Raw genomic sequence first — 23415 nt, forward strand, 5'->3', positions numbered from 1 at the left:
TCGAATAAACAAACTAAAAAGACAATCAACACAGATTTAATTTATATAATACGAGGAGGTGAAATCATGAAGAGAATGAGCAGCTTAGCCTATCATTTTGGCGTTAAGCTTCGCTTTTATCCTAGTTCTAAGCAAAAGAAAATCATTAAGTTGAACTATGATGCGCAACGCTTTGTCTACAACTCTTATGTAGGACGCAATCGAAGCAATTATCATGCTAAGCACTACTTAGCTGTTAGACAATATCAAGCAATGCCCTTTGCTTTTTCTGCTCTTAATAGCTATGAAGCTAGGTTGGCAGAAGAAGTAGTCGCTAATAGCGAACTATTGGCTAAGCCTAAGAATATCCGCGATGCTTATAGCTTTTTGCGTGTTAAAGAAATTGATAGCCTCGCTATTGCCAACGCTATTCAGAACTACCAGAAAGCTTGGAACAACTATCGCAAGATTGGTCATGGAATCCCAACTTTCCATAAGAAACGCAGCGACTGGTCATATCAGACCAACTGTCAATATCCTAAGCAAAAAGAAGCCTATCTTGATAACGGGACAGCTAGGTTTATTGATGCTAAACATATTAAATTGCCTAAGCTGGGAATTGTCCGCATTGCTGGTTTTAGAAAACTGATTAAAGAGCGCTTGCTTAAGCAGATTCCAACTAGAATTGGCACAGTCACGATAAAAAAGACCGCTGATGACCAGTTCTACCTGTCTATGCAGTTAGGCAGTGATACTGCTTTTGTTAAGGAATTACCTAAAACACAAAGTCAAATTGGCATTGACCTCAATTTAGATAACTTCCTAACAGCATCTAACGGAGCAATGGTCGCTAATCCACGATTTTATCGCAAAACCAAAAAGAAGCTGGCCCATGCCCAACGTGTCTTGTCTCGCAGGCAGCGCCGGGCAAAAAAAGAAGGACGCAATTTGTGGCTAGCAAAAAACTATCAAAAACAGCGTCTAATAGTCGCTAAACTGCACGATAAGATCAGAAGACAGCGTAATAACTTTTTACAAGTACTCTCAACTACACTAATCAAAAACCACGATTTAGTAGTTGCCGAGGAATTAAGAAACAGAAACCTGTTAAAGAATCATGCCTTGTATCAAGCCATTTCTGATGTCGGCTGGCGTAGTTTCCTGAATATGCTGGCTTATAAGGCAGATCTATATGGTAAAGAATTTCTAACAATTGATCCTAAATATACTACTCAACGCTGTCATGCTTGTGGCAGTATTATGGGACAAAATAGCTATAAGAAATTAACCCTTAAGGATCGGGAATGGACTTGTCCAATCTGTCGAACGCACCATATTCGTGATTGGAATGCGGCCGTGAACATCTTAGAAAAAGGATTAGGCAAGTGGCAAAATCCTAAAATAAAAAAAGCAGCCTAGAAAGGCTGCAGTCCGTTAGCAACTCGCGGACTTAAAAGGCTTTGGTAATTAGACGACCTCTATCGGCAATAGTCAAAAGATTACTGCTGGTAAGTCAAGTCCGTATCTAAGCAAGTTGGTGTTCTGGTTAGCGCAAGCTAACGAGCCACTAAGCCCTAGACTTCAGTCTAGGGTAGTTGACAAGAACAATTACGTAGTTGTTGGTGGATGATTGTTTATTTGATCTTTATGTCAATAATGTCTTATGTGGGAAGCGATGGCTTTGGTGGACAAAATTGGATTAAATATCCTTTTGACTTTGTTGTAATTGCTGTAGCTTCACTTGGATTTTATTACTGGGGTATTAAAACAGGATTACGTAAAATCGATTTGTATATTGAAAAAGACAGTAAAAAATAAAGTTGCCATAGTCAACTTTATTTTTTTACTTTTGTGCTTCGTTTAAATATTTGGTTAATACTTTAAAAACACCGTTATCGTTGTTGCTTGGTGCAATAAATTTAGCCATCTTTTTAACGCTATCTTGACCATTTTCCATGGCATAACTTAATCCAGCTAATTTGAGCATTTCAATATCATTTTCGCCGTCGCCAAATGCAATTAATTGAGTTCGAGAGACGTCTAGGTAAGCAAGAAATTCTTTAAGGCCGTTAGCCTTGTTAACATTATAGGGAATAATGTCCATATAGTTCCAGCCGCTAGTTGTAACGTGAATTTTTTCAACGCTTCTGCTATTGAATCCATATTCTAATTCTCGTCGAACCTTGCTAGGATAATCGACCGTAACTTTAGTATATTGATCATCTTCAGGGATCTGATTAAAGTCATCAACTTCAATACTATTAGGATAGAAATAATGATGTGATCGTTTAAATTGAGCCGGCGTACTTTTTAAAAAGTATGAATGCTTAACGCCGCTGATTAATGTGCTTTGGACTGCTCCAGGATAACGCAGATGCAAATAATCAACTAGACTTAAAATACATTTTTTAGAAAAAGTTGTTGTACGGATGATCTTGCCATCGCGCACAAGAACCGCACCATTATCAGCAACAAAATCGACGGAATCAGTAAAATCACCGAAATCTGCTTCTAATCGTCCTGCTGGTCGTCCACTGGCAATAATAAAGTGAGCACCGTGCTTGTGTAAACGGTATAAAATTTCACCGAACATTTCATGATCATATTTCTTTTCATCATTTACAAATGTGCCATCGACATCTACTGCAACAGCTTTAAAAGGAAGATCTTTCATCTAAATTACCTCATTCAAAATAAATTCTGCTATTAGTTTAGCACTTATTGTAAGAGGTTACATGACATATTAGTTTCATACTGTGAAAAATGTCTTGAATTAGTTACTTGAAGATGTTATCCTAGTTTACGTTAATCGATTAATCTATGATCTGTAATATGGTCATGGCAAAGGAGTAATAAATTATGAAACAAGGTATTCATCCAGATTTTCAAAAAGTAGTTTTCATGGACTCAGCAACTGGTGCTAAGTTCTTAGCTGGTTCAACTTTGAAGCCAGAAGAAACTATTGACTACGAAGGCGAAACTTACCCATTAGTACGTGTTGAAGTTTCATCAGATTCACACCCATTCTACACTGGCAAGCAAAAGTTTGCTCAAGCAGATGGTCGAATCGAAAAGTTCAACAAGAAGTATGGCTTGAAGAAGTAAACCTTTGTCTGGTGGAAGCAGTCCCATTGGGGCTGCTTTTTTTCTTCATTAGATTATTTGGCAGAATGCTTGAAAGACAGTATAATGTTTTCTGTATAAAAATGTTTTTATGGGAGTAAAGATTCAATGAAAATGCAAATGGCTGAAATTGCCAAGGCTTTAAATACTACTTGTGAAGGCGACGACAAAACTATTATTACTTCTGTTGCCTTTGACTCCAGAAAGATCACAACTGGTGGTTTATTTGTGCCGCTTGAAGGTGAACGTGATGGACATGATTTTTTAGCGGGTGCCGTTAGCAATGGTGCTTCTGCTACGTTGTGGAAGAAAGGCCATCCAAATAAGCCCGAAGATATCACAGTAATTGAAGTAGATAATCCTCTTACTGCTATGCAAGATTTGGCGCGTTATTATTTACGCAAGGTTAATCCAACTGTAGTAGGTATTACAGGCTCTAATGGTAAAACCACTACTAAGGATATGATTGCTGCAGTTTTATCTAAGCGTTTTAACGTACATAAGACACAAGCTAACTTTAATAATGAAATTGGTGTACCAATGACCATTCTTGAAATGAAACCAAATACTGAAATTTTGGTCCTTGAAATGGGTATGGATAGACCAGGTCAGCTGCACCACCTAAGTGAATTAACTCATCCGGATGTAGCTGTCATTACTATGATTGGTGAAGCTCATATTGAATTCTTTGGCAGTCGCGACAAAATTGCTGACGCTAAGATGGAAATCACCGACTTTTTACGTGAAGATGGTGAATTCATTTATAACGGTGATGAACCATTGTTGCAAGAACGTGCTAAAAAGCTGGATCAAGCTAAGGCCACTTTTGGTTTTAGAGATGAAGATACAGTACATGCAACTGGCTTCAAGAGCTACATGCACCACGCTACCTTTACAATCAATGACTCAGAGCAAAAATTCTCAATTCCAATGATTGGTAAGCATAATGTTTCTAATGCAATGGCTGCAATTAGCGTAGGTCATCATTTTGGTGAAAGCGATGAAGAAATTGCGTCATCATTGTCTAACTTTAAGCCAACTGCTAACCGTATGGAATGGGAAAAGGGCGATGCTGGTGAAGCGATTATGAGTGATGTTTACAACTCAAATCCAACTGCTGTTAGAGCGGTTGTTACCAGTTTTGGTCAAGTTGAAGTTAAAGACGGCGGTCGCAGAATTGCTGTACTTGGCGACATGCTAGAACTAGGTGAAAAATCGCCAGAACTTCATGCTGGATTAAGTGATACTTTAGACCCACAAATCATAAATGAAGTGTACTTGTATGGCTCTGAAATGAAGAATTTATACGATGCTTTGCAAGATAAATATGAGCCAGAGAATTTACATTATTATACTCAAGATGAAATGGATCATATGATTAATGATCTTAAAAATGACATTAAGCCGGACGACATTATCGTATTAAAGGGTTCACACGGGATGCACCTTGAAAATGTCTTAGCCCGACTAAGATAGGAGAAAATTTTTTGAAGTTTTCAGAATTAGGATTAAACGATGCGCTTCTTAAAGCGATTAAACGCTCAGGTTTTGAAGAAGCAACCCCAATCCAAGAACAAACTATTCCACTTGCTTTACAAGGAAAGGATGTAATTGGACAAGCACAAACTGGTACCGGTAAAACTGCCGCTTTTGGTTTGCCAATTTTACAATCCATTGATAAAAAAGAAAAAGCAATCCAAGCAATTATCATCGAACCAACGCGTGAACTTGCTATTCAAACACAAGAAGAATTATTCCGCTTGGGTCGTGATGAACATGCTCATGTCCAAGTGGTTTATGGTGGTGCAGATATCGGCCGTCAAATTCGTTCACTAAAGCACCACGTACCATCAATTTTGGTCGGTACACCAGGTCGATTATTAGATCACTTAAAACGTGGCACAATTGATTTAGATAAAGTTAATACAGTAGTTTTGGATGAAGCAGATGAAATGCTCGATATGGGCTTTATCCAAGATATTGAAAGCATCTTGAGGTATGCTAAAAAACGCAAGCAAACTTTGCTTTTCAGTGCTACGATGCCTAAGCCAATCTTACGAATTGGTGAAAAATTCATGAAGGATCCTGCTATTGTTCAAATTAAGGCTAAGGAATTAACAGCTGATTTAATTGATCAATACTTTGTTCGTGCTAAGGAATCCGAAAAGTTCGATATTATGTGTCGTTTAATTGACGTCCAAGGTCCAGATTTAGCCTTAGTATTTGGTCGTACGAAGCGTCGTGTAGATGAGCTTACACGCGGATTACAAGCACGTGGCTATAATGCTGAAGGTATTCACGGAGATCTATCTCAGGCGCGTCGTATGGCAGTCTTGAAGCGATTCCGTGAAGGTAAGTTGGATATTTTAGTTGCTACTGATGTGGCAGCACGTGGTTTGGATATTTCAGGGGTAACTCACGTATATAACTACGATATTCCTCAAGATCCAGATTCATATGTTCACCGTATTGGTAGAACTGGGCGTGCAGGACAAAATGGTATCTCAGTAACCTTTGTAACTCCAAATGAAATTGGCTACATGAGAACTATCGAACAACTTACTAAGAAAAAGATGTCACCACTTCGTCCACCAACAGATGATCAAGCACTTCGCGGTCAATTAAAGCAAGCTAAGGCTGAAATCGAAGATTTGATGAATGGTGATTTGGGTAAATATACTCAAGATGCTAGTGAACTTCTTGATAACTATTCAGCTCTTGATTTAGTAGCTGCTTTTCTTAAGAACTTAGCTAAGGATTCAACAGAAATTAAGGTTAAGATTACGCCAGAAAAGCCTTTGCCATACAAGGGCGATGGTCGTCATGGTCGTGGCCGCCGAGGACGTAATGATCATGGTCGTGGACATGGCAATTATCAACGCCGTCGCAATAACAATAATAATTACCGTCACAACGGTAATCGCGGTCGTCGTGGACGTGGCAATGGACATGAATTCGTAATTAAGAATAAAAAAGATTAATTTTTTAGACTAAAAAGGAAGTTGTAATTTTTGCAACTTCTTTTTTGTATTATAATGATGTCATTGTGTGAGGTGAGAAACGATGATTAAAGGTGTAGGGATTGACTCAATTGAAGTTGAACGTGTTAAAAAGATCGTGGCAAAAGGAGATTCTTTCGCTAAGAAGGTTTTGACTCCAAAGGAATTTGCCCAGTATCAAAAGATGAAAGGCAAAAGAAAAGTTGAATATCTCGGAGGTCGTTTTTCATTAAAGGAATCTTTTTCTAAAGCTATGGGAACAGGCTTAGGCAAATACGTAGGTTTTCAAGATGTGGAAACTTTATGGGATGATTTGGGGCATCCAGTGATGACTTCAACTAAGTTTGATGGAAATATTTTCCCAAGTATCACACATGATAATCATGAAATTATTACGTTTGTAGTATTAGAGGAGAAATAAAAATGGTTCCAGGCTATCATCGTCCAGCCGTTGTAAAAGTAAATTTAGGTGCAATTAGAAGAAATATTAAGAATGAAATGCAGCACCTTGAACCAAATCAAAAGATGCTGGCTGTAGTTAAGGCTAATGGCTATGGTCATGGTGCAGTCGAAGTGGCAAAGGTTGCTGAGGAAGAAGGAGCAGCAGGATTTTGTGTTGCCATTTTAGATGAAGCATTGGAATTGCGCCGTGCTGATATTGTTAAGCCTATTTTGGTTTTGGGAGTAGTTTCTCCTGAATATGCACCAATTGCTGCTGTAAATAATGTTTCATTGACAGTACCTAATTTAGAGTGGTTAAAAGACGCTGAAAAATATTTAACAAAAGAAAACTTGCAATTAAAGATTCATTTAGGGATTGATTCTGGTATGGGTAGAATTGGTTTCAATGAAGATGATGAATTTATTGCAGCCAATAAGTTCTTGGAAAATAATAATAACTTCTTTATTGAAGGGATGTTTGCCCATTTTGCCTCTGCAGATAGCGCTGATGAGACTTATTTCAAGCATCAATGCGAGAAATTCAAGCATATGAAGAGTTTATTAACTGTTAAACCTAAATGGATTCATGTTGATAATACTGCAGCAAGTATTTTTCATGAAGGTATCAAGAGTGATCTGGTTCGTTTTGGAATTGGAATCTATGGCTTAAATCCATCTTCAAATCCATCTTCTCCAGATTTAACTTCTGCAATTAAGTTAGAACCTGCTTTATCATTTGAAAGTGAATTAACACATGTTAAAACTATTCATAAAGGTGATGGAGTAGGCTATGGTTCTACCTTCATGGCTGAAGAAGATACAGTTATTGGAACTGTCCCTGTTGGTTATGCCGATGGTTGGATTAGAAAGTATCAAGGTTTTAAGGTAAAAGTTGGCGATGAATATTGTCCGATTGTGGGACGTATTTGTATGGATCAATTTATGGTTAAAATGCCAAAGAAAATGCCAGTTGGTACCAAAGTAGTGATTATTTCAAATAACCCAGCTGATCCAAACAATATTAAGGCGGCAGCTGATTATGTTGATACAATTCACTATGAAGTTGCTTGCTTGCTGAATGATCGGTTACCACGTGTTTATTATGAAAAATAGTAAATGAAAAAGCCGAAATCACGATTATTTTTTCGTAATTTCGGCTTTTTTTGGTTAAAAAATAAATAACTTAGGGTATTAATTGTGATATGTTCATGCTAAAATATATTAAATCTGCACATTGTGTTGAGAATTTAAAAGCTATATATAAATAGTAAAATGCTTTTTTATAATAAACAAGGTGAAATATATTGGATATTAGAACCCAAACAACAAAAAGTAATTTGAAAAAGGCTTTGTTGCAATGTATGAAAGAACAAGCTTTTAATGAGATCAAAGTTAAAGACATTATTTTAGCATCGGGTATCAGTTCACGTACTTTTTATCAATACTATAAGGACACACACGCCTTATTATTGGCAGTTGAAGATGACATCCTAGCTGAATTTAATAAAGCATTACTCGCGGATCGTGAAGCTGTTAATGGGATCGATCATGTTTTGTCTCAAGATGAATTGATAAAAGTAGCAGAGAATATTTCTAAAAATTCAATCTCTTTCTTTTTGAAAAATAAAGATAAACTTGAAATTTTAACTTCAGATAATGGAGACATCCGCTTTTTTAATAAGATGGTTGAATATGCCAATAAAGAATTTGCCATTCGAATGGAAATGATGAATCCAAACTATAAGGCGATTTTGGCACAAGAGCAAACAATTCCACCAGATATGGTTTTAGGAATCTTTGATATTAGTATCATTAATGTGGTATTGCAATTAATTAAATATAATGATGAGTTGTCTCCAGCTGATATGCGTCGTTATATTGCGGGCTATTTGACTCGAACTCCATTACAATTTTTGGGATTGATGAAATAATACAAAAAAGCTTCTAACTTTTAATTAAGTCAGAGGCTTTTTTATATGTTTTTTAATCTTTATGTGGATGTTCGATGAAGACACCAGGATTTTCATCGCTCATGATAGTCATACCGGCTTGCAAATCTTCGATTTCAGAAACAACGAAACCTTTCTTTTGCAATTTATCTACAATGGTCTTCATTGTGATGTCGGATACGCCTGCAGGTAAGGTAAACAAGGTTCTTCTTACGAAGTCTCCTTCAAGTTCTCCAGCTGCAGCATCAAGTGTCATTACACTAGACATATTAGTATGTTTTGACACGATCTTAGACATTTTAATTAAGTTACCGCGTGCATTATCGGATAAAACAGTTAAAACATATGAACCATTTTTAACATCCCATGCGTCTGATAACATGTCTAATAATCTTGAGTGGGTAAGAATACCATAAAAATGATTATCCTCATCAAGAACAGCAATGTATGGCAAGTCTTTGATATTAAAGAATACTCTAAAGAATGGAGAATTTACCTTAATTGTCTTAGTAGCGTTCTTAAGCAAGTAAGTTACTGGTAAATTCATGTCTCCGCCTTGAGATTTGTGGCGGTAAATGTGCATTTTATAAATATTACCGCGGAAAATAGTGCCAGTGTCATCTACAATAGGCACACATCTATATCCAGATTTCTCCAGAATATCCAATGCTTCTGCTAATGTGGCTTTTTCATTAACTGTTGTTAAGTAATCTTTCTTAATAACTAAAGATTTAATAAGCATGAGTTCGCCTCCAAATTGAAAATGTTTCAAGTAATTATAGCATAATCAGTATGTTAATTAAATATTAATTAAAGACTAGCTAAAGTAATCAAATATATTTTAACAATAGTTAGTGAAATAAAAAAGCATCTCTTCCTAAGAAAAGATGCTCTTTTAATGAACTAATTTAAGAATTATTGACGAACCTTAACGCCAGTTTCTTTGAAGGCCTTGTCCATAACCTTCTTTAATTGATCTGCTGAAGCAGTCATTAATTCTTTTTCTTTATCGCTTAATGGCATTTCAATAACTTGTTCAAGACCCTTGCGTCCAACAACTGCTGGAGTACCGATGTGAAGATCGTGTAAACCATATTCACCATCCATTGGTACTGAAAGTGGAAGTACACGGTGTTCATCGTTCAAGATAGCCTTAGCGATCATTGCTGAAGCAGTACCGATGCCGTAGAAAGTAGCACCCTTCTTGTTAATGATGTCGTAAGCCATGTTAGCAACTTCCTTGTGGATGTCTTCAAGCTTAGATTCATCCATACCGTGAGCCTTAACCCAGTCACTAACCTTTACGCCACCAACATTGTTGTAGCTCCATGCTGGAAATTCAGTATCACCGTGTTCACCAAGCATGTATGCGTTAACTGAACGTGGGTCAACGTGTTCCATTTCACCGATAACCTTTTGAAGACGACCAGTGTCAAGTGAAGTACCTGAACCGATAACACGATCCTTAGGGAAACCTGACATCTTCCAAGTTGCGTGAGTCAAGATATCAACTGGGTTAGCAACAACTAAGAAAATACCTTCGAAACCTGATTCAACAACTGGTTCAACGATTGATGATAAAATCTTCAAGTTCTTGTTAACAAGATCAAGACGAGTTTCACCTGGCTTTTGTGGAGCACCAGCAGTAATAACAACTAAGTCTGCATCCTTACAATCTGGGTAGTCAGCTGCGTAAATGTTCTTTGGAGAAGTCCAAGGAGTTGCATCAGCTAAATCGATTGCGTCACCTTCAACGTGTTCCTTAGCAATATCAATAATACCCAATTCTTCAGCGATACCTTGTTGTACCATTGAAAATGCAAAGGTAGAACCTACAGCACCATCACCGACTAAAATAACTTTACGAGGTCTTTCCTCTCTTGCCATAACAATAAATCTCCTTTTTATTAGTGATAATTTTAACAAAGAAATTATACCATGATAGCAGGCATTAATAAAATTATTATTTGCTGATTGTGCTATTATATGTAGGATTATGATGTAATGAGGGGTATATATAATGAAAATAATTGCAGGTTTAGGTAATCCAGGTCAAAAGTACGATAAAACCAAGCACAACACTGGTTTTATGACTATGGATCACTATCTTAATGAAAAAGGATTATCTTTGGACAAAGATAAGTTTGAAGGACATTGGACTAAGCAAAAAATTAATGGTGAGGATGTAATTTTGCTTGAACCTCAAACTTATATGAATGAATCAGGGCGTTCAGTTAGCCAAATTGCTAATTTCTTTAAAGTTGACCCAGAAGACGTTTTGATTATTCAAGATGATATGGATATGCCAATCGGCAAAATTAGAATTAGAGCTAATGGTAAGAGCGGTGGCCATAATGGAATTAAAAGCATTATCCGAGACTTAGGAACAGAAAAGTTTAATCGCTTAAAGATTGGGATTCGTCATCCTAAGAACACGACAGTTGTTTCATGGGTGCTTACGCCATTTAACGATGAGCAACAAAAATTAATGGATAATGCATTTGATACAAGTGTAAAGATTATCGATGACTTTATTGCAGGCCGCGATAGTCAATATTTAATGAATAAGTATAATTAAAATGCGTTTAACAGAAATATTAAAAGAAGATCAAGACTTAAATAATTTTATTGCAAAGACTAAACAAGTAAAGAATTCACTAATCACTGGCGCTAATGCCGGTGCTTTTAGTCTACTTTTAAAACAAATCGTAACTGAGTTAGATGCTCCACTTATTTTAGTAGAGGAAAATGAAAATAAGGCTCAGAATTTATACGGAGAATTAAGTGCAATTCTACCTGATGATAGTGTACAAATCTTTCCTGTAGATGCCACTATTGCTACACAAACGGCAGTCAGTTCACCAGATGAGTTAAGTAATCGGATTGAGGCACTTAACTTTTTATTAAGTAAAAAAGCTGGGATTGTAGTAACTACACCGCAGGGCTTGCAATATAAATTGTCTGCTCCTGACGAATTTGCTCAAGCTAAGAAAGATTTTGAACCTGGCAAAGAATACGAATTAACTGACTTAAATAAATGGCTAGTTAGTTTGGGCTATAAAAAAGAAGCGTTAGTTGCTCGGCCAGGAGAATTTGCTATTCGTGGTGATATTTTAGATGTATATCCTTTAGACAGAGAGAATCCAGTAAGAATTGAATTCTTTGGTGATGAAATTGATACGATCAAGGAATTTGATCTAGCAACTCAGCGTAGTCAAAAAGAAATTGATCGTGTTGAAATTTCTGCAGCTCAAGATCGAGTATTTTCTAGTGAAGCTATTGAAGCTGCGGCAAAAGCAATAGAAAAAGATATGGGGGATGCACCTGCACCGGATAAGGCAGTCAAAGATCACTTTACGGTGGCACTCGATGCTTTGAATGCAGGTGGATTACCAGATAATTATGCCTTTTTGGTGGATTATTTAATTAAAAAGCCAAGTAGCTTATTAGAATATTTAGATAAAAATGGTCAAATCTTGATTGATGATCTGCCTTTAATCAAACAAGCGGTAGAGACTGTAGATAAGCAAAATGCAGCTTTTATTAGTGATGAACTAAAAACTGGTGCAATGCTGCCGAAGCAAACTTTGCGCAGTGATTTTGATCAAGTATTAACTAAAGATAAGCACCATAGAATATATTTCTCTCTTTTCCAGCGCAGTATGGGACGAATTCGTTTGGGACAGATGCTCAATTGGCAAACGCGTGAACCAGAACAATTCTTTAGTCAAATGCCCCTAATTAAGTCAGAACTTGAGTCGTATCAAAAATCTGGTCAAACAGTTGTACTACAAGCAGATAATGCGAAAAGAGCTAAACAAATCGATCAAACAATGGGCGACTTTGGTCTAAACTTGCCAATTGTAGATAAAAATGAAATCTCAGAAGGTAAATCGCAAATCGTAGTAGCGGGTTATACCAGCGGTTTTAGTTTACCTTCGGTGAAGTTAGTTTATTTGACCGAACGCGAACTTTTTAACAAGCGTCCACAGCGTAAAAAGAGAATCAAAACTCTGGAAAATGCTCAGAGATTACGTAATTATACTGAGTTAAAGCCAGGGGATTATGTTGTCCATGTTAATCATGGTATTGGTCGTTTTGAAGGAATTAAAACACTAGAAAATAATGGCGTTAAGCGTGATTACATTACCATCACCTATCAACATGGCGATCAATTATTTGTACCAGCAGATCAGCTTAGTTTGGTACAAAAGTATGTGGCTTCTGAAGGAAAGACGCCTCATATTAACAAACTTGGTGGTAGTGAATGGGCTAAAACTAAGCGTAAGGTCCAATCTAAGGTTGAAGATATTGCTGATGATTTGATAGAGCTTTATGCTAAGCGCGAATCGGAAAAAGGTTTTGCTTTTTCACCAGATGACGATTTGCAAAAACAATTCGAAGATGCCTTTCCATATGCAGAGACTCCGGATCAGTTACGTTCAATTAAAGAAATCAAGGAAGATATGGAAAAGCCGAAACCGATGGATCGTCTAGTTGTAGGAGACGTTGGTTTTGGTAAAACAGAAGTAGCTTTAAGGGCGGCTTTTAAAGCAATTCAGGATAATAAACAAGTAGCTTTTTTAGTGCCAACAACTATTTTGGCTCAGCAGCACTATGAAACTATTCAAGATCGTTTCAAAGATTTTCCTGTTAATACTGCGATGCTTTCTCGTTTTCAAACTCCAGCTGAATCTAAGGAGATTATTGAGGGACTGAAGGAAGGAAAAATTGATTTAGTCGTAGGTACCCACAGACTGTTATCAAAGGATGTTGAATTTAAAGATCTTGGATTGTTAATAGTTGATGAAGAGCAGCGCTTTGGCGTTAAGCATAAAGAAAGGCTAAAGCAGTTAAAGGCTAATATTGACGTGTTGACTCTCACTGCTACGCCAATTCCTAGAACTTTGCATATGTCGATGGTTGGGGTGCGCGATTTATCTGTGATGGAAACTCCGCCTCAGAATAGATATCCAATTCAAACTTATGTGATGGAACAAATTCCAAGCGTAGTAAGGGATGCATGTTTGCGTGAAATGCAGCGTGATGGACAGGTCTTTTACCTACATAATCGAATTAGTGATATCGATGAAACTGTGGAAAAGCTGCAACAATTAATCCCGAATGCGCGGATTGCTAGTGCTCATGGACGAATGAGTCAAAATCAATTGGAAGACATTTTGTATCGGTTTTTGAACCGTGAATTTGATATTTTAGTAACGACGACCATCATTGAAACGGGTATCGACATGCCTAATGTTAATACGATGATTATCGAAGATGCTGATCACTATGGTTTGAGCCAGCTTTATCAGCTGCGAGGGAGAATCGGTCGTAGTGCCAGACTTGCCTATGCATATTTTCTGTACCAGCCTAACAAAGTTTTAACCGAAGTTGGTGAAAAACGCCTAGATGCAATCCGCGATTTTACTGAATTAGGGTCAGGCTTTAAGATTGCTATGCGTGATTTGTCGATTAGAGGAGCTGGCAATATGCTGGGAGCCCAGCAGCACGGCTTTATTGATAGTGTTGGTTATGATTTGTATTCACAAATGCTTAGCGATGCAATTAAAGAGCGTAAGGGTAAGAAGACAGTTAAGAAGTCAAATGCAGAGATTGATTTAAAACTTGAAGCCTATATTCCAGATTCATATATTGGCGACCAAGAAGAAAAAATCGAATTTTACAAAAAGATTAAAGCAGTCAATAATCAGGAAGAATTAGATAAAATTGAAGATGAACTAATTGATCGCTTTGGTGATTATCCAGCAGCTGTTGAGAATTTACTTGCTGTAGCTGGGTTAAAGGTAGATGCTGATCTAGCTCAAGTCTTAAATGTACTGAAAAAAGATAATAATACTATTAAGGTTGAGTTTAATAATGCTGCTTCACAGGAATTAGAAGGACCTAATATTTTCAGAGCATTAGAACACGTAAGTCTTAAAGCACGTATTAGCATGAATCAAGAAAAAAGAATGGTTGTTTTGCTGCAACTGCCTGATAAGATGAAGAATCGAGTTTTGTTTAATGAATTAACTACGTTCTTAGAGGCTGCCAGCGAAATAGTGCAAAGATAGAGGTATAAATTATGAGAATTGATAAATTTTTAAAGGTTTCAAGATTAGTTAAGAGAAGAACTGTTGCTAAGGAAATGGCAGATCAAGGCCGAATTAAAGTTAATGGACGAGTAGTTAAGTCCAGTTACGATGTAAAAATCGATGATATTATTGAAATTGGTTACGGTGCGCGAGTAATTAAAGCCAAGGTCTTGAATATTCGCGAAACCACTAAAAAGGCTGAAGCAAGTGAACTTTACGAGTTAGTTGATTGATGACTTTCCCATAAATCGTTGTTATACTTAACGTAAACGATATTTGTTATAACAGAGGATAAAAAAATGAATCATGGTCCACATATTTACAATTCGTTAAGTCCAGAAGCTCAGAGAGAGAAGCTACTTCGTAAGCAAGCGAAAATCGAAAAACGAGTTCATCGCATTCGATTAAATAGAATTGTTGCTGTTTTTGCTATTATATTTGTGATTTTGGGTATTCAAATTACAATTAAAGTTTCACAAACAAAGCGTATTAACAATCAAGTACAAGTTGAAAAACGAGGATTGGCTAAAGTTAAGAAAATAGCTAAAACTTTAAAGACCAAGAGACAGAATCTCGATGATCCAAACTACGTTGCTAAATTAATTCGTTATAAGTTTTATTATTCTAAATCAAATGAAAATGTTTATAACGTGCACGAAAGAAATGATAATGATTAATGAAGAAGTATCAAGCCGGTAACCGGGTAACCGGGGTGATTAATAACATTACCGATTTAGGTATTTTTGTTACATTGCCTAATAGACATTCAGGATTAGTTCATCACAGTGATTTTGGTAATAATTGGGCGCGAGAAAGGCGTCAATATCAAGTAGGCCAAAAGGTTCGCGTTGTTGTCGTGCATGTCAATAGAGGCAGATTTAATCTGTCAATTGCACGCGTAAATGATCCTGATTTAGTTGATCATGATAATCAATTTTCTGATACTAAACCTGCAGAATTTGATCAGGTTTTGAACAAAGTAAGTAGAGATGCTAAAAAGAAAATTGATGAATTAAAAAAGGTTTTGAATAAAAATTAAAAATGACCCGTAATGGGTCATTTTTTTAGTTAGGGAGATTTATGAAAGTAGTAGATTTCTTTAGAAAAAATGGAATAGATTTAGAAAGTAAAACATTATTAGTGGCCGCAAGTGGAGGCCCTGATTCGATGGCTCTTCTTGATATGCTTAAAAACTTGCAAGCCAAAAAGAATTTTCAATTAATTGCTGCACATTTTAATCATCAATTAAGAGAAGACAGTGAGGAAGAAAGCGAGCTTCTAAAAAAATACTGTGATGAAAAAAATGTGCCATTATTTATTGCAAAATGGCCTAAAGAAGAACAACCGCAAGTGGGAATAGAGGCTGCAGCAAGACATGCGCGCTATGCTTTTTTAACACAAATAGCTAAAGAAAATAAGGCTGATTATTTGTTAACTGCCCATCACGGGGACGATTTGCTGGAAAATATCTTGCTTAAATTTATTCGCTCAGGTAATCCCGAAGAGATGAATAGCCTGCAAAGAGTGGGTGAAATGCATGGTGTAAAATTGTTGCGACCATTGTTGGGATACAGCAAGGACGAGTTATTGCAATATAATCAAGCTCATCGAATTGATTTTATAACTGATTCAACTAATCAGGCCGATGAAACGATGCGTAATCGCTTGCGCCATCATGTGGTGCCATTACTCAAAAAAGAAAATCCTGCTTTGATCAAGAATGCACTTTTTTTTAGTCAAAAAATGGATGAATTGATCGATTATGTTGATGAAAAAAATATTGCAGTCGGTCAATTGGAACGTTTTCTAAATGTTGCGTATCGCATTAAGAGTGAAAAATTAAAGCGATTGACGACTAAAGAAAGAACCTTTTTCTGGCAGAGAATGATTTGGCAAAAATATCATAGACGGGTTAATGAAAATTTGGGTAATTTCGCAGTCATTGAATATCAAAATTACTTTTATTTGTATAAAAAGCAAAATATTTCCGAAGTTAAAAAACAGGTAATTAGTTTAAATCAGCCATTTGTGTTTAAAAATAGAAAAATGGTGTTATATACTGAAAGAAAAGCCGGTATAAAGCTGATTGGTGATTTTTGGTTTAAGCCAAATACTGCTTTTAGTGTGGGAGAATTAACGGCGGGGAGTAAACTTCTGCTGCAAAATGGACATCATGTTAAAGCAAAAAAGAAGTTTGCAGAAAATGCGATTCCACTAGCTTTACGACCATTTTGCTTAGCCATTTATGCAGAAAACGAACCAATTTTTGTGGAGAAAATTTATCAAAACCAAAATTGGATCAAAAATGGCAAACATTATTTTCTATATAATTCTTAAAAAGTCTTCAAAATAGTTGAAAATATTAGTGGTAGCATCTTATTTTGTGATAAAATTTTAAACGTATAACTTAGAGACTTTGCGGAGGTTTTTTATGAAGAATAACCGGAATCGGCTGTTATCAAACGGCCTATTCTATATAGTTGTGTTCCTTTTGCTCCTATGGGGAATCAACTGGGCACTCGGCGGCTCTAACAATAGTGGTAGCTCAGAAAATATTAGCTATTCACAATTTGTTAAAGATTTGCGTCAAGGCAAAGTTAAAAACTTTAGTGTTCAACCTGCAAACGGTGTATATACTGTTTCAGGTAGTTACAAGACTGCACAAACAACAAAGAATCAATCAAATAATAGTTTTGATTTCTTTAGTAATAACTCAAGTAGAAAAGTATCACGCTTCTCTACTACTATGTTACAAAATGATTCTACCGTTTCTAATGTGCAAAACTTGGCACAAAAGAGTAACGCTCGGATGACGACTCAAGGAGAATCACAGTCTGGCAATTGGATTTCAACCATTGTCATGCTTGTGCCAACCGTTTTGTTTATTGTCATGCTTTGGATGATGATGAATCAAGGTGGTGCTGGCCGTGGCGGCAGCGGCGGAATTATGAATTTCGGTCGTTCACACGTCAAGCCAGAAGATCCTTCTAAGAATAAGGTTCGTTTCTCTGACGTAGCCGGTGAAGAAGAAGAAAAACAAGAATTAGTAGAAGTTGTTGAATTTTTAAAGGATCCATCAAAATATACTAAGTTAGGTGCTAGAATCCCATCTGGTGTTTTACTTGAGGGTCCTCCTGGTACTGGTAAAACCTTGCTTGCACGTGCCGTAGCTGGTGAAGCTAACGTGCCATTTTACTCAATTTCAGGTTCTGACTTTGTTGAAATGTTTGTTGGTGTTGGTGCAAGTCGTGTACGTGACTTGTTCAATAATGCCAAGAAGAATGCACCAAGTATTATCTTTATTGATGAAATTGATGCCATCGGTCGTCGTCGTGGCAATGGCACCGGCGGTGGCAACGATGAACGTGAACAAACTTTGAACCAATTATTGGTTGAAATGGATGGTTTTGAAGGCGATGAAGGTGTTATCGTCATTGCCGCTACTAACCGTTCAGATGTGTTGGATCCAGCTTTACTTCGTCCAGGTCGTTTTGACCGTAAGGTTTTAGTTGGTCGTCCAGACGTACGTGGCCGTGAAGCTATTTTGAAGGTTCATGCTAAAAACAAGCCACTTGCTCCAGATGTAGACTTGAAGGAAGTTGCTCGTCAAACTCCTGGGTTCGTTGGTGCAGATTTGGCTAATGTCTTGAACGAAGCTGCTTTGGTTGCTGCACGTAGAAATGGTACTGAAATTACTGCATCAGATATTGATGAAGCTGAAGACCGTGTCATTGCAGGTCCAGCTAAGAAGGATCGTTTAATTGCAGAACCAGAAAGACGCCGTGTTGCTTTCCACGAAGCAGGACACTCAATCTGTGGTTTGGTCTTAAGTGATTCTAGAACAGTTCGTAAGGTAACTATTGTGCCACGTGGTCGTGCCGGTGGTTACAACATCATGTTGCCTAAAGATGACCAGTTCATTTTGACTAAGAAACAATTATTTGAACAAATTGTTGGTTTAATGGGTGGTCGTGCTGGTGAAGAAGCAACTATTGGTGATAAGTCAACTGGTGCTTCTAACGACTTTGAACAAGCTACTGCTATTGCTCACAGCATGGTAGTAAATTACGGGATGACTGAATCATTGGGTATGGTTGAACTTGAAAAAGAGGGCGAAACCAATCCATACGGCTTTAAGCCATACAGTGAAGCTACTTCAGCTAAAATTGACGAAGCCGTTAAGAAGATCTTGGATGAAGCTCACGCTAAAGCACTTGAGATTGTTAAGGAAAACAAGGAAAAGCATAGAATTATCGCTGAAGCCTTGCTTAAGTACGAAACTTTAGACGAAAAGCAAATCATGTCTTTATACAAGACTGGTAAGATGCCTGAAAAATACGAAAGTGAATATCCAAGTGAATCCAAGGCTTCAACTTATGAAGAAGCTAAGGCTGCTGCAGAAAAGCGTGAAGTTGAAAAAGCAGAAAAGAAAGATTCAGATCAAGCATTAGCTAAACAAGAAAAATCTGCTTTGGAAACTCCATCAGAAAAGAATCATGAAGTTGAAGAAAATAATCCTGAAAATCCAGAAAAAACTGAAAATTCAGATAACTCAACTAAAGATACTTCTGCAGATGAAGAGCACAAAGATAATTAGATAAAAATGGGGCCTGTAACGGGCTCTATTTTTTTAGAGAGAAGGAATAAATATGAGTGATTATTTAGTAAAATCAATCGATAAAACTAAAAATTTACGTTTACTGACAATTACCGCTAAAGATGTTGTTGGTGAAGCACAAAAGCGTCATGATTTATGGTCTGCTTCTTCTGCTGTTCTTGGTCGTACACTGGTTGGTACGCTTTTGTTAGCGGGCGCCGAATTAACTGATAAAGAAGAATTGACAGTTAGATTGATGGGCAACGGTCCTGTAGGTCCAACTATTGTTACAGCTACTGCCGATTTAAAGGTGAAGGGTTACGTACGCAATCCACATATTGCTTTGCCACCAAAGAAGAATGGCCATATTGATGTAAAAAGAGCTGTTGGTCAAGGTATGCTTGAAGTTACCAAAGATTTAGGCTTAAAAGAACCATATACTGGTCAAGTTCCGATTGTTTCTGGTGAAATTGCAGAAGATTTTGCATATTATTTGACGAAGTCAGAACAAATTCCGTCAGCAGTTGGTTTATCTGTTTTTGTTAATCCAAATAATTCTATCGGCGAAGCTGGCGGATTTATGCTTCAAGCTTTACCAGGTGCCAGTGATGCTTTGATTACTGAAACAATTAAGAGAATTAAAGCTTTGCCAGCTCTTTCTACTGCATTTTTAGATGGAATGACACCAGAAGATTTAGCACGTAAGATCTTAGGCACTGACTGTAAGATTCTTGAAAAAGATGATGTAGCATTTAGCTGTGACTGTTCTAAAGAAAAATATGCAGGTATTCTTGAAACTTTGAAGAGTTCACAATTAAAGGCCATGATTAATGAAGATCATGGTGCAGAACTTACTTGCAATTTCTGCGGAAATAAGTATCATTACACTGAAGATGAATTAAAGGCTATTTTAGCCAAGAAAAATGAAGAAAAAGATTATTAATTAAATAAAAAGTCCTAGGGTTTTGTCCTGCGGGGCTTTTTTGATATTATAATAAGGTATTTTGAAAGGATGATTTGGTGGATAACAGCTGGAAAATTCGCGATATCACCATTCCTAACCGAGTTGTTGTTGCGCCGATGGCGGGAGTTTCAAATTCGGCGTTCCGCGTTGTATGTAAGGAATTCGGAGCTGGGCTGGTTGTTTGCGAAATGATTTCTGATCATGGAATTATTTATCGAAACAAAAAGACCTTAAGCATGATGGATGTAGATCCACGAGAGCACCCAATGAGTATTCAGATCTTTGGGGGAACTGAAGAAACATTACTTCAAGCTGCTCAATACATTGATCAACATACTGATGCTGACATTATTGATATTAATATGGGTTGTCCTGTGCCTAAAGTAACTAAAACCGATGCTGGTTCAAAATGGCTGCTTGATTCTAATAAAATTTATCAAATGGTCCATGCCGTGGTGCAAAATGTGCAGAAACCTGTTTCTGTTAAAATGAGAACAGGTTGGGATAAAAAGCACGTGTTCGCGGTAGAAAATGCTTTGGCTGCTCAAGAAGCAGGTGCTAGCATGATCGCAATGCATGGTCGCACCCGTAAGCAAATGTACCAAGGTGAAGCAGATTGGGAGATTTTGCACGATGTAGCTCAAGTGCTTGATGTGCCGTTTGTAGCTAACGGTGACATTAGAACTCCCGAGCTTGCCAAGAAGGCTTTAGATGAAATTGGTTGTACTGCTGTGATGGTAGGACGTGCTGCTTTAGGTAATCCTTGGATTTTAAAGGATATGACGCATTATCTAGAGACTGGTGAAAAATTACCACCACAAACAGTGCGTGAGAAGGTAGAAACTGCTAAGCATCAACTTCATGCGTTAGTTAAAATTCATGGTGAAAAGCGAGCAGTACCAGAATTTCGTCAACAGGCTGCATACTATTTAAAGGGAATTCCCCGTTCAGCCCGTACTCGTGCTAAAATAAATGAGGTCTGGACGCGTCAAGAAGTATATGACTTACTCGACAATTTTGTTGATGAGTATGAAAAAAGAGAAAAAGCTCGTGCTGCAAGACGCGCGGCAATGAACAAATAATGGAGGAAAAATAAATTGGCAAAGAACGAAATGAATGACCAATTACGTGTTCGTCGTCAAAAGATGGACGAAATGCGTGAAAACGGAATTGAACCATTCGGTCAAAGAAAGTTTGATCGTCAAGATTTAGCAAGTACTTTGGAAGAAAAGTATGGTAAAGAAGATAAAGACGAATTAAACGATGATATGCCTAAGACCAAGATTGCAGGTCGTATGCTTGCAAAGCGTGGTAAGGGTAAGGTAGGTTTCGCAGACCTTTACGACCGTACTGGTAAGATTCAAATTTATGTACGTAAGGATATCGTAGGCGAAGACAACTACAAGGTCTTTAAGAAATCAGATATTGGTGACTTCTTGGGTATTGATGGGGAAGTTATGAAGACTGATACTGGTGAGTTGACTATTCGTGCTACTCACGTAACCTTCTTATCAAAGGCTCTTCGTCCTTTGCCAGATAAGTACCACGGCTTAAAGGATGTTGAAGCAATTTATCGTCAACGTTACCTTGATTTGATCACTAACCGTGACAGCTACATGCGCTTTGTTCACCGTACTCAAATCATTCAAGCTATTCGTGATTACTTAAACAAGCAAAACTTCTTAGAAGTTGAAACTCCAGTACTTCACAACATTCCTGGTGGTGCTGAAGCTCGTCCATTTATTACTCACCACAACGCTTTGGATATTAACCTTTACATGAGAATTGCTTTGGAACTTCCACTTAAGCGTTTGATTGTTGGTGATATGGAACGTGTTTACGAAATCGGCCGTGTATTCAGAAACGAAGGTTTGGACACTCACCACAACCCAGAATTTACTGAACTTGAAAGTTACGCAGCATACTGGGACTACCACGATGTTATGGATGAAGCTGAAGGTATTATCCGTGCTGCAGCTAAGGTTGTTTCAGATGACGGTAAGATCACTTACCAAGGTCAAGACATTGATTTGGGCAAGCCATTCCGTCGCGTTCACATGGTTGACTTGATCAAGGAAAAGACTGGCGTTGACTTCTGGAAGCCAATGACTCTTGAAGAAGCAACTAAGATTGCTGAAGACCATGATATTCATGTTGAAAAATTCTGGAAGGTTGGTCATATTATTAACGCCTTCTTTGAAAAGTACTGTGAAGAAACTATTGTTGACCCAACTTTTGTTTATGGTCACCCAGTAGAAATTTCACCACTTGCTAAGAAGAATGCTGACGATCCAAGATTTACTGATCGTTTTGAAATTTACATCATGGGTGAAGAATACGGTAACGCCTTCTCAGAATTGAATGATCCTGATGATCAACGTGAACGTTTCGAAGCTCAAATGGAAGAACGTGAAGCAGGTAACGACGAAGCTGACATGATCGATGAGGATTACCTTCGTGCTATGGAATACGGTATGCCACCTACAGGTGGTTTGGGTATCGGTATTGACCGTTTGGTAATGCTTTTAACTGATGCTCCAGCTATTCGTGATGTTCTTTTGTTCCCAACAATGCGTCCAGAACGTGTTGAAAGCGTAGAAGCTGAAGTTAAGGCTGATATGGAAAAGAAGAATAAAGAAAACAAATAATCTTGTAAATTAAAAAACTCTTATCTATGTTTTAAGCATGGATAAGAGTTTTTGTTTATGTATTTTTTAATTGAGAATCATTTTTTCATCAGAGTATTTTTTAGGATCATTTAAATCCCATTGCTGATATCTAACTTCTTGACACTTAAAGCCTAATTTTTTGTAAAGCTTTTTGGCCTTAGTATTTTCTGCAAATACGTCAAGACTAACTGGTCGACTCATGTACCTCAAAGCTGTCGTTGCTAAAGCATACCCGATACCTTTATTTTGATGAATTGGATCTACATAAATGTAATCCAGTTCTTGGGGATGAACTGCAACGAAGCCCAATATGCTGTCAGCATCATAAGCTACATAAATTTTGCAGGAGAAAAAATCATCCTTATATGGAGCTGTCTCTAAAGGTATGAAGTATTTTTCCGCACCACCAATTGTTAGCTCTTCTTTACGACTAACGTCGTGAATGCGGCATACTTCAGTATAATCGTTTGGTTGATATTCTCTGATATTAAATTTTGGCATGTTTTTCTCGCTTCCTAATATTAAGATTTTGATTTAGAAAGCCTTTACCCATTTGAATATGCACACAAGCTGGCATCCCTTGGAATGGGCCTAAA

General features: G+C 37.3%; 21 protein-coding genes and 1 pseudogene. 18 read left to right on the forward strand and 4 right to left on the reverse strand.

Annotation, left to right across the window (positions count from 1 at the left end):
• Window positions 1–66: 66 nt before the first annotated feature.
• Window positions 67–1398, forward strand: a complete 1332-nt coding sequence (locus CP368_RS05550) for an RNA-guided endonuclease TnpB family protein (protein ID WP_098045834.1) — start codon at window positions 67–69, stop codon at window positions 1396–1398.
• Between the two features lie 180 nt (window positions 1399–1578).
• Window positions 1579–1797, forward strand: a pseudogene (locus CP368_RS05555) (amino acid:proton symporter); the annotation flags it as partial.
• 25 nt (window positions 1798–1822) lie between these two features.
• Here CP368_RS05555 and CP368_RS05560 read toward each other — a convergent pair.
• The gene (locus CP368_RS05560; protein ID WP_098045835.1) at window positions 1823–2653 is read right to left on the reverse strand and encodes a Cof-type HAD-IIB family hydrolase; all 831 of its coding nucleotides are present in this window, start codon (window positions 2651–2653) and stop codon (window positions 1823–1825) included.
• A 185-nt stretch (window positions 2654–2838) separates the two neighbouring features.
• Between CP368_RS05560 and CP368_RS05565 the strand changes: the two genes are divergently transcribed.
• The 6 genes from CP368_RS05565 (at window position 2839) to CP368_RS05590 (ending at window position 8473) form a co-directional block, all read left to right on the forward strand.
• Complete coding sequence (locus tag CP368_RS05565) at window positions 2839–3084, forward strand: type B 50S ribosomal protein L31 (RefSeq protein ID WP_014918203.1); 246 nt, start codon at window positions 2839–2841, stop codon at window positions 3082–3084.
• Between the two features lie 126 nt (window positions 3085–3210).
• The gene (murF, locus tag CP368_RS05570; protein WP_098045836.1) at window positions 3211–4578 is read left to right on the forward strand and encodes a UDP-N-acetylmuramoyl-tripeptide--D-alanyl-D-alanine ligase; all 1368 of its coding nucleotides are present in this window, start codon (window positions 3211–3213) and stop codon (window positions 4576–4578) included.
• Window positions 4579–4589: 11 nt separating this feature from the next.
• Window positions 4590–6083: a DEAD/DEAH box helicase gene (locus CP368_RS05575; protein WP_098044288.1), complete on the forward strand. Its 1494-nt coding sequence runs from the start codon at window positions 4590–4592 to the stop codon at window positions 6081–6083.
• 82 nt (window positions 6084–6165) lie between these two features.
• Window positions 6166–6522 (forward strand): holo-ACP synthase, encoded by a 357-nt coding sequence (acpS, locus tag CP368_RS05580; protein WP_025005287.1) that lies wholly within the window; start codon window positions 6166–6168, stop codon window positions 6520–6522.
• Between the two features lie 2 nt (window positions 6523–6524).
• On the forward strand, window positions 6525–7655 hold the full coding sequence (gene alr, locus CP368_RS05585) for an alanine racemase (protein ID WP_087176686.1): 1131 nt from the start codon (window positions 6525–6527) through the stop codon (window positions 7653–7655).
• 248 nt (window positions 7656–7903) lie between these two features.
• Window positions 7904–8473 (forward strand): TetR/AcrR family transcriptional regulator, encoded by a 570-nt coding sequence (locus tag CP368_RS05590; protein ID WP_098045840.1) that lies wholly within the window; start codon window positions 7904–7906, stop codon window positions 8471–8473.
• 52 nt (window positions 8474–8525) lie between these two features.
• Here the strand turns inward: CP368_RS05590 and cbpA are convergent, their stop codons facing one another.
• Together cbpA and CP368_RS05600 are read right to left on the reverse strand one after the other, a co-directional pair.
• A complete protein-coding gene (gene cbpA, locus CP368_RS05595) occupies window positions 8526–9233 on the reverse strand; it encodes a cyclic di-AMP binding protein CbpA (protein ID WP_025005284.1) in 708 nt (235 codons plus the stop codon).
• Between the two features lie 173 nt (window positions 9234–9406).
• Complete coding sequence (locus CP368_RS05600) at window positions 9407–10378, reverse strand: L-lactate dehydrogenase (RefSeq protein WP_098036840.1); 972 nt, start codon at window positions 10376–10378, stop codon at window positions 9407–9409.
• Between the two features lie 133 nt (window positions 10379–10511).
• Here CP368_RS05600 and pth point away from each other — a divergent pair, with 133 nt between their 5' ends.
• The 10 genes from pth to lysS all read left to right on the forward strand — a co-directional run bounded on the left by pth (window position 10512) and on the right by lysS (window position 22798).
• Window positions 10512–11069, forward strand: coding sequence for an aminoacyl-tRNA hydrolase (gene pth / locus CP368_RS05605; RefSeq protein ID WP_025005282.1), 558 nt, complete (start codon window positions 10512–10514; stop codon window positions 11067–11069).
• A gap of 1 nt (window position 11070) precedes the next feature.
• Complete coding sequence (gene mfd / locus CP368_RS05610; protein WP_098045837.1) at window positions 11071–14568, forward strand: transcription-repair coupling factor; 3498 nt, start codon at window positions 11071–11073, stop codon at window positions 14566–14568.
• A gap of 11 nt (window positions 14569–14579) precedes the next feature.
• The gene (locus CP368_RS05615; protein WP_011254102.1) at window positions 14580–14822 is read left to right on the forward strand and encodes an RNA-binding S4 domain-containing protein; all 243 of its coding nucleotides are present in this window, start codon (window positions 14580–14582) and stop codon (window positions 14820–14822) included.
• A gap of 66 nt (window positions 14823–14888) precedes the next feature.
• Window positions 14889–15266, forward strand: coding sequence for a septum formation initiator family protein (locus CP368_RS05620; protein WP_087176683.1), 378 nt, complete (start codon window positions 14889–14891; stop codon window positions 15264–15266).
• Window positions 15266–15628, forward strand: a complete 363-nt coding sequence (locus CP368_RS05625) for a S1 RNA-binding domain-containing protein (RefSeq protein ID WP_098044290.1) — start codon at window positions 15266–15268, stop codon at window positions 15626–15628. Before CP368_RS05620 ends, CP368_RS05625 begins: the two co-directional genes overlap by 1 nt.
• Before the next feature lie 41 nt (window positions 15629–15669).
• Window positions 15670–16926, forward strand: coding sequence for a tRNA lysidine(34) synthetase TilS (gene tilS / locus CP368_RS05630; RefSeq protein ID WP_098044357.1), 1257 nt, complete (start codon window positions 15670–15672; stop codon window positions 16924–16926).
• Window positions 16927–17020: 94 nt separating this feature from the next.
• Window positions 17021–19186, forward strand: a complete 2166-nt coding sequence (gene ftsH, locus CP368_RS05635) for an ATP-dependent zinc metalloprotease FtsH (protein WP_025005277.1) — start codon at window positions 17021–17023, stop codon at window positions 19184–19186.
• A gap of 52 nt (window positions 19187–19238) precedes the next feature.
• Complete coding sequence (hslO, locus tag CP368_RS05640; RefSeq protein ID WP_025005276.1) at window positions 19239–20129, forward strand: Hsp33 family molecular chaperone HslO; 891 nt, start codon at window positions 19239–19241, stop codon at window positions 20127–20129.
• Window positions 20130–20206: 77 nt separating this feature from the next.
• Entirely contained in the window at window positions 20207–21232 is a 1026-nt protein-coding gene (gene dusB / locus CP368_RS05645; RefSeq protein WP_025005275.1) for a tRNA dihydrouridine synthase DusB, read from the forward strand.
• 15 nt (window positions 21233–21247) lie between these two features.
• Window positions 21248–22798, forward strand: coding sequence for a lysine--tRNA ligase (gene lysS / locus CP368_RS05650; RefSeq protein WP_098045838.1), 1551 nt, complete (start codon window positions 21248–21250; stop codon window positions 22796–22798).
• A 66-nt stretch (window positions 22799–22864) separates the two neighbouring features.
• Here the strand turns inward: lysS and CP368_RS05655 are convergent, their stop codons facing one another.
• Window positions 22865–23320 (reverse strand): GNAT family N-acetyltransferase, encoded by a 456-nt coding sequence (locus CP368_RS05655; protein ID WP_098045839.1) that lies wholly within the window; start codon window positions 23318–23320, stop codon window positions 22865–22867.
• Window positions 23321–23415 lie beyond the last annotated feature (95 nt).

This window comes from Lactobacillus sp. UMNPBX17, assembly GCF_002553735.1.
GTDB lineage: Bacteria > Bacillota > Bacilli > Lactobacillales > Lactobacillaceae > Lactobacillus > Lactobacillus gallinarum.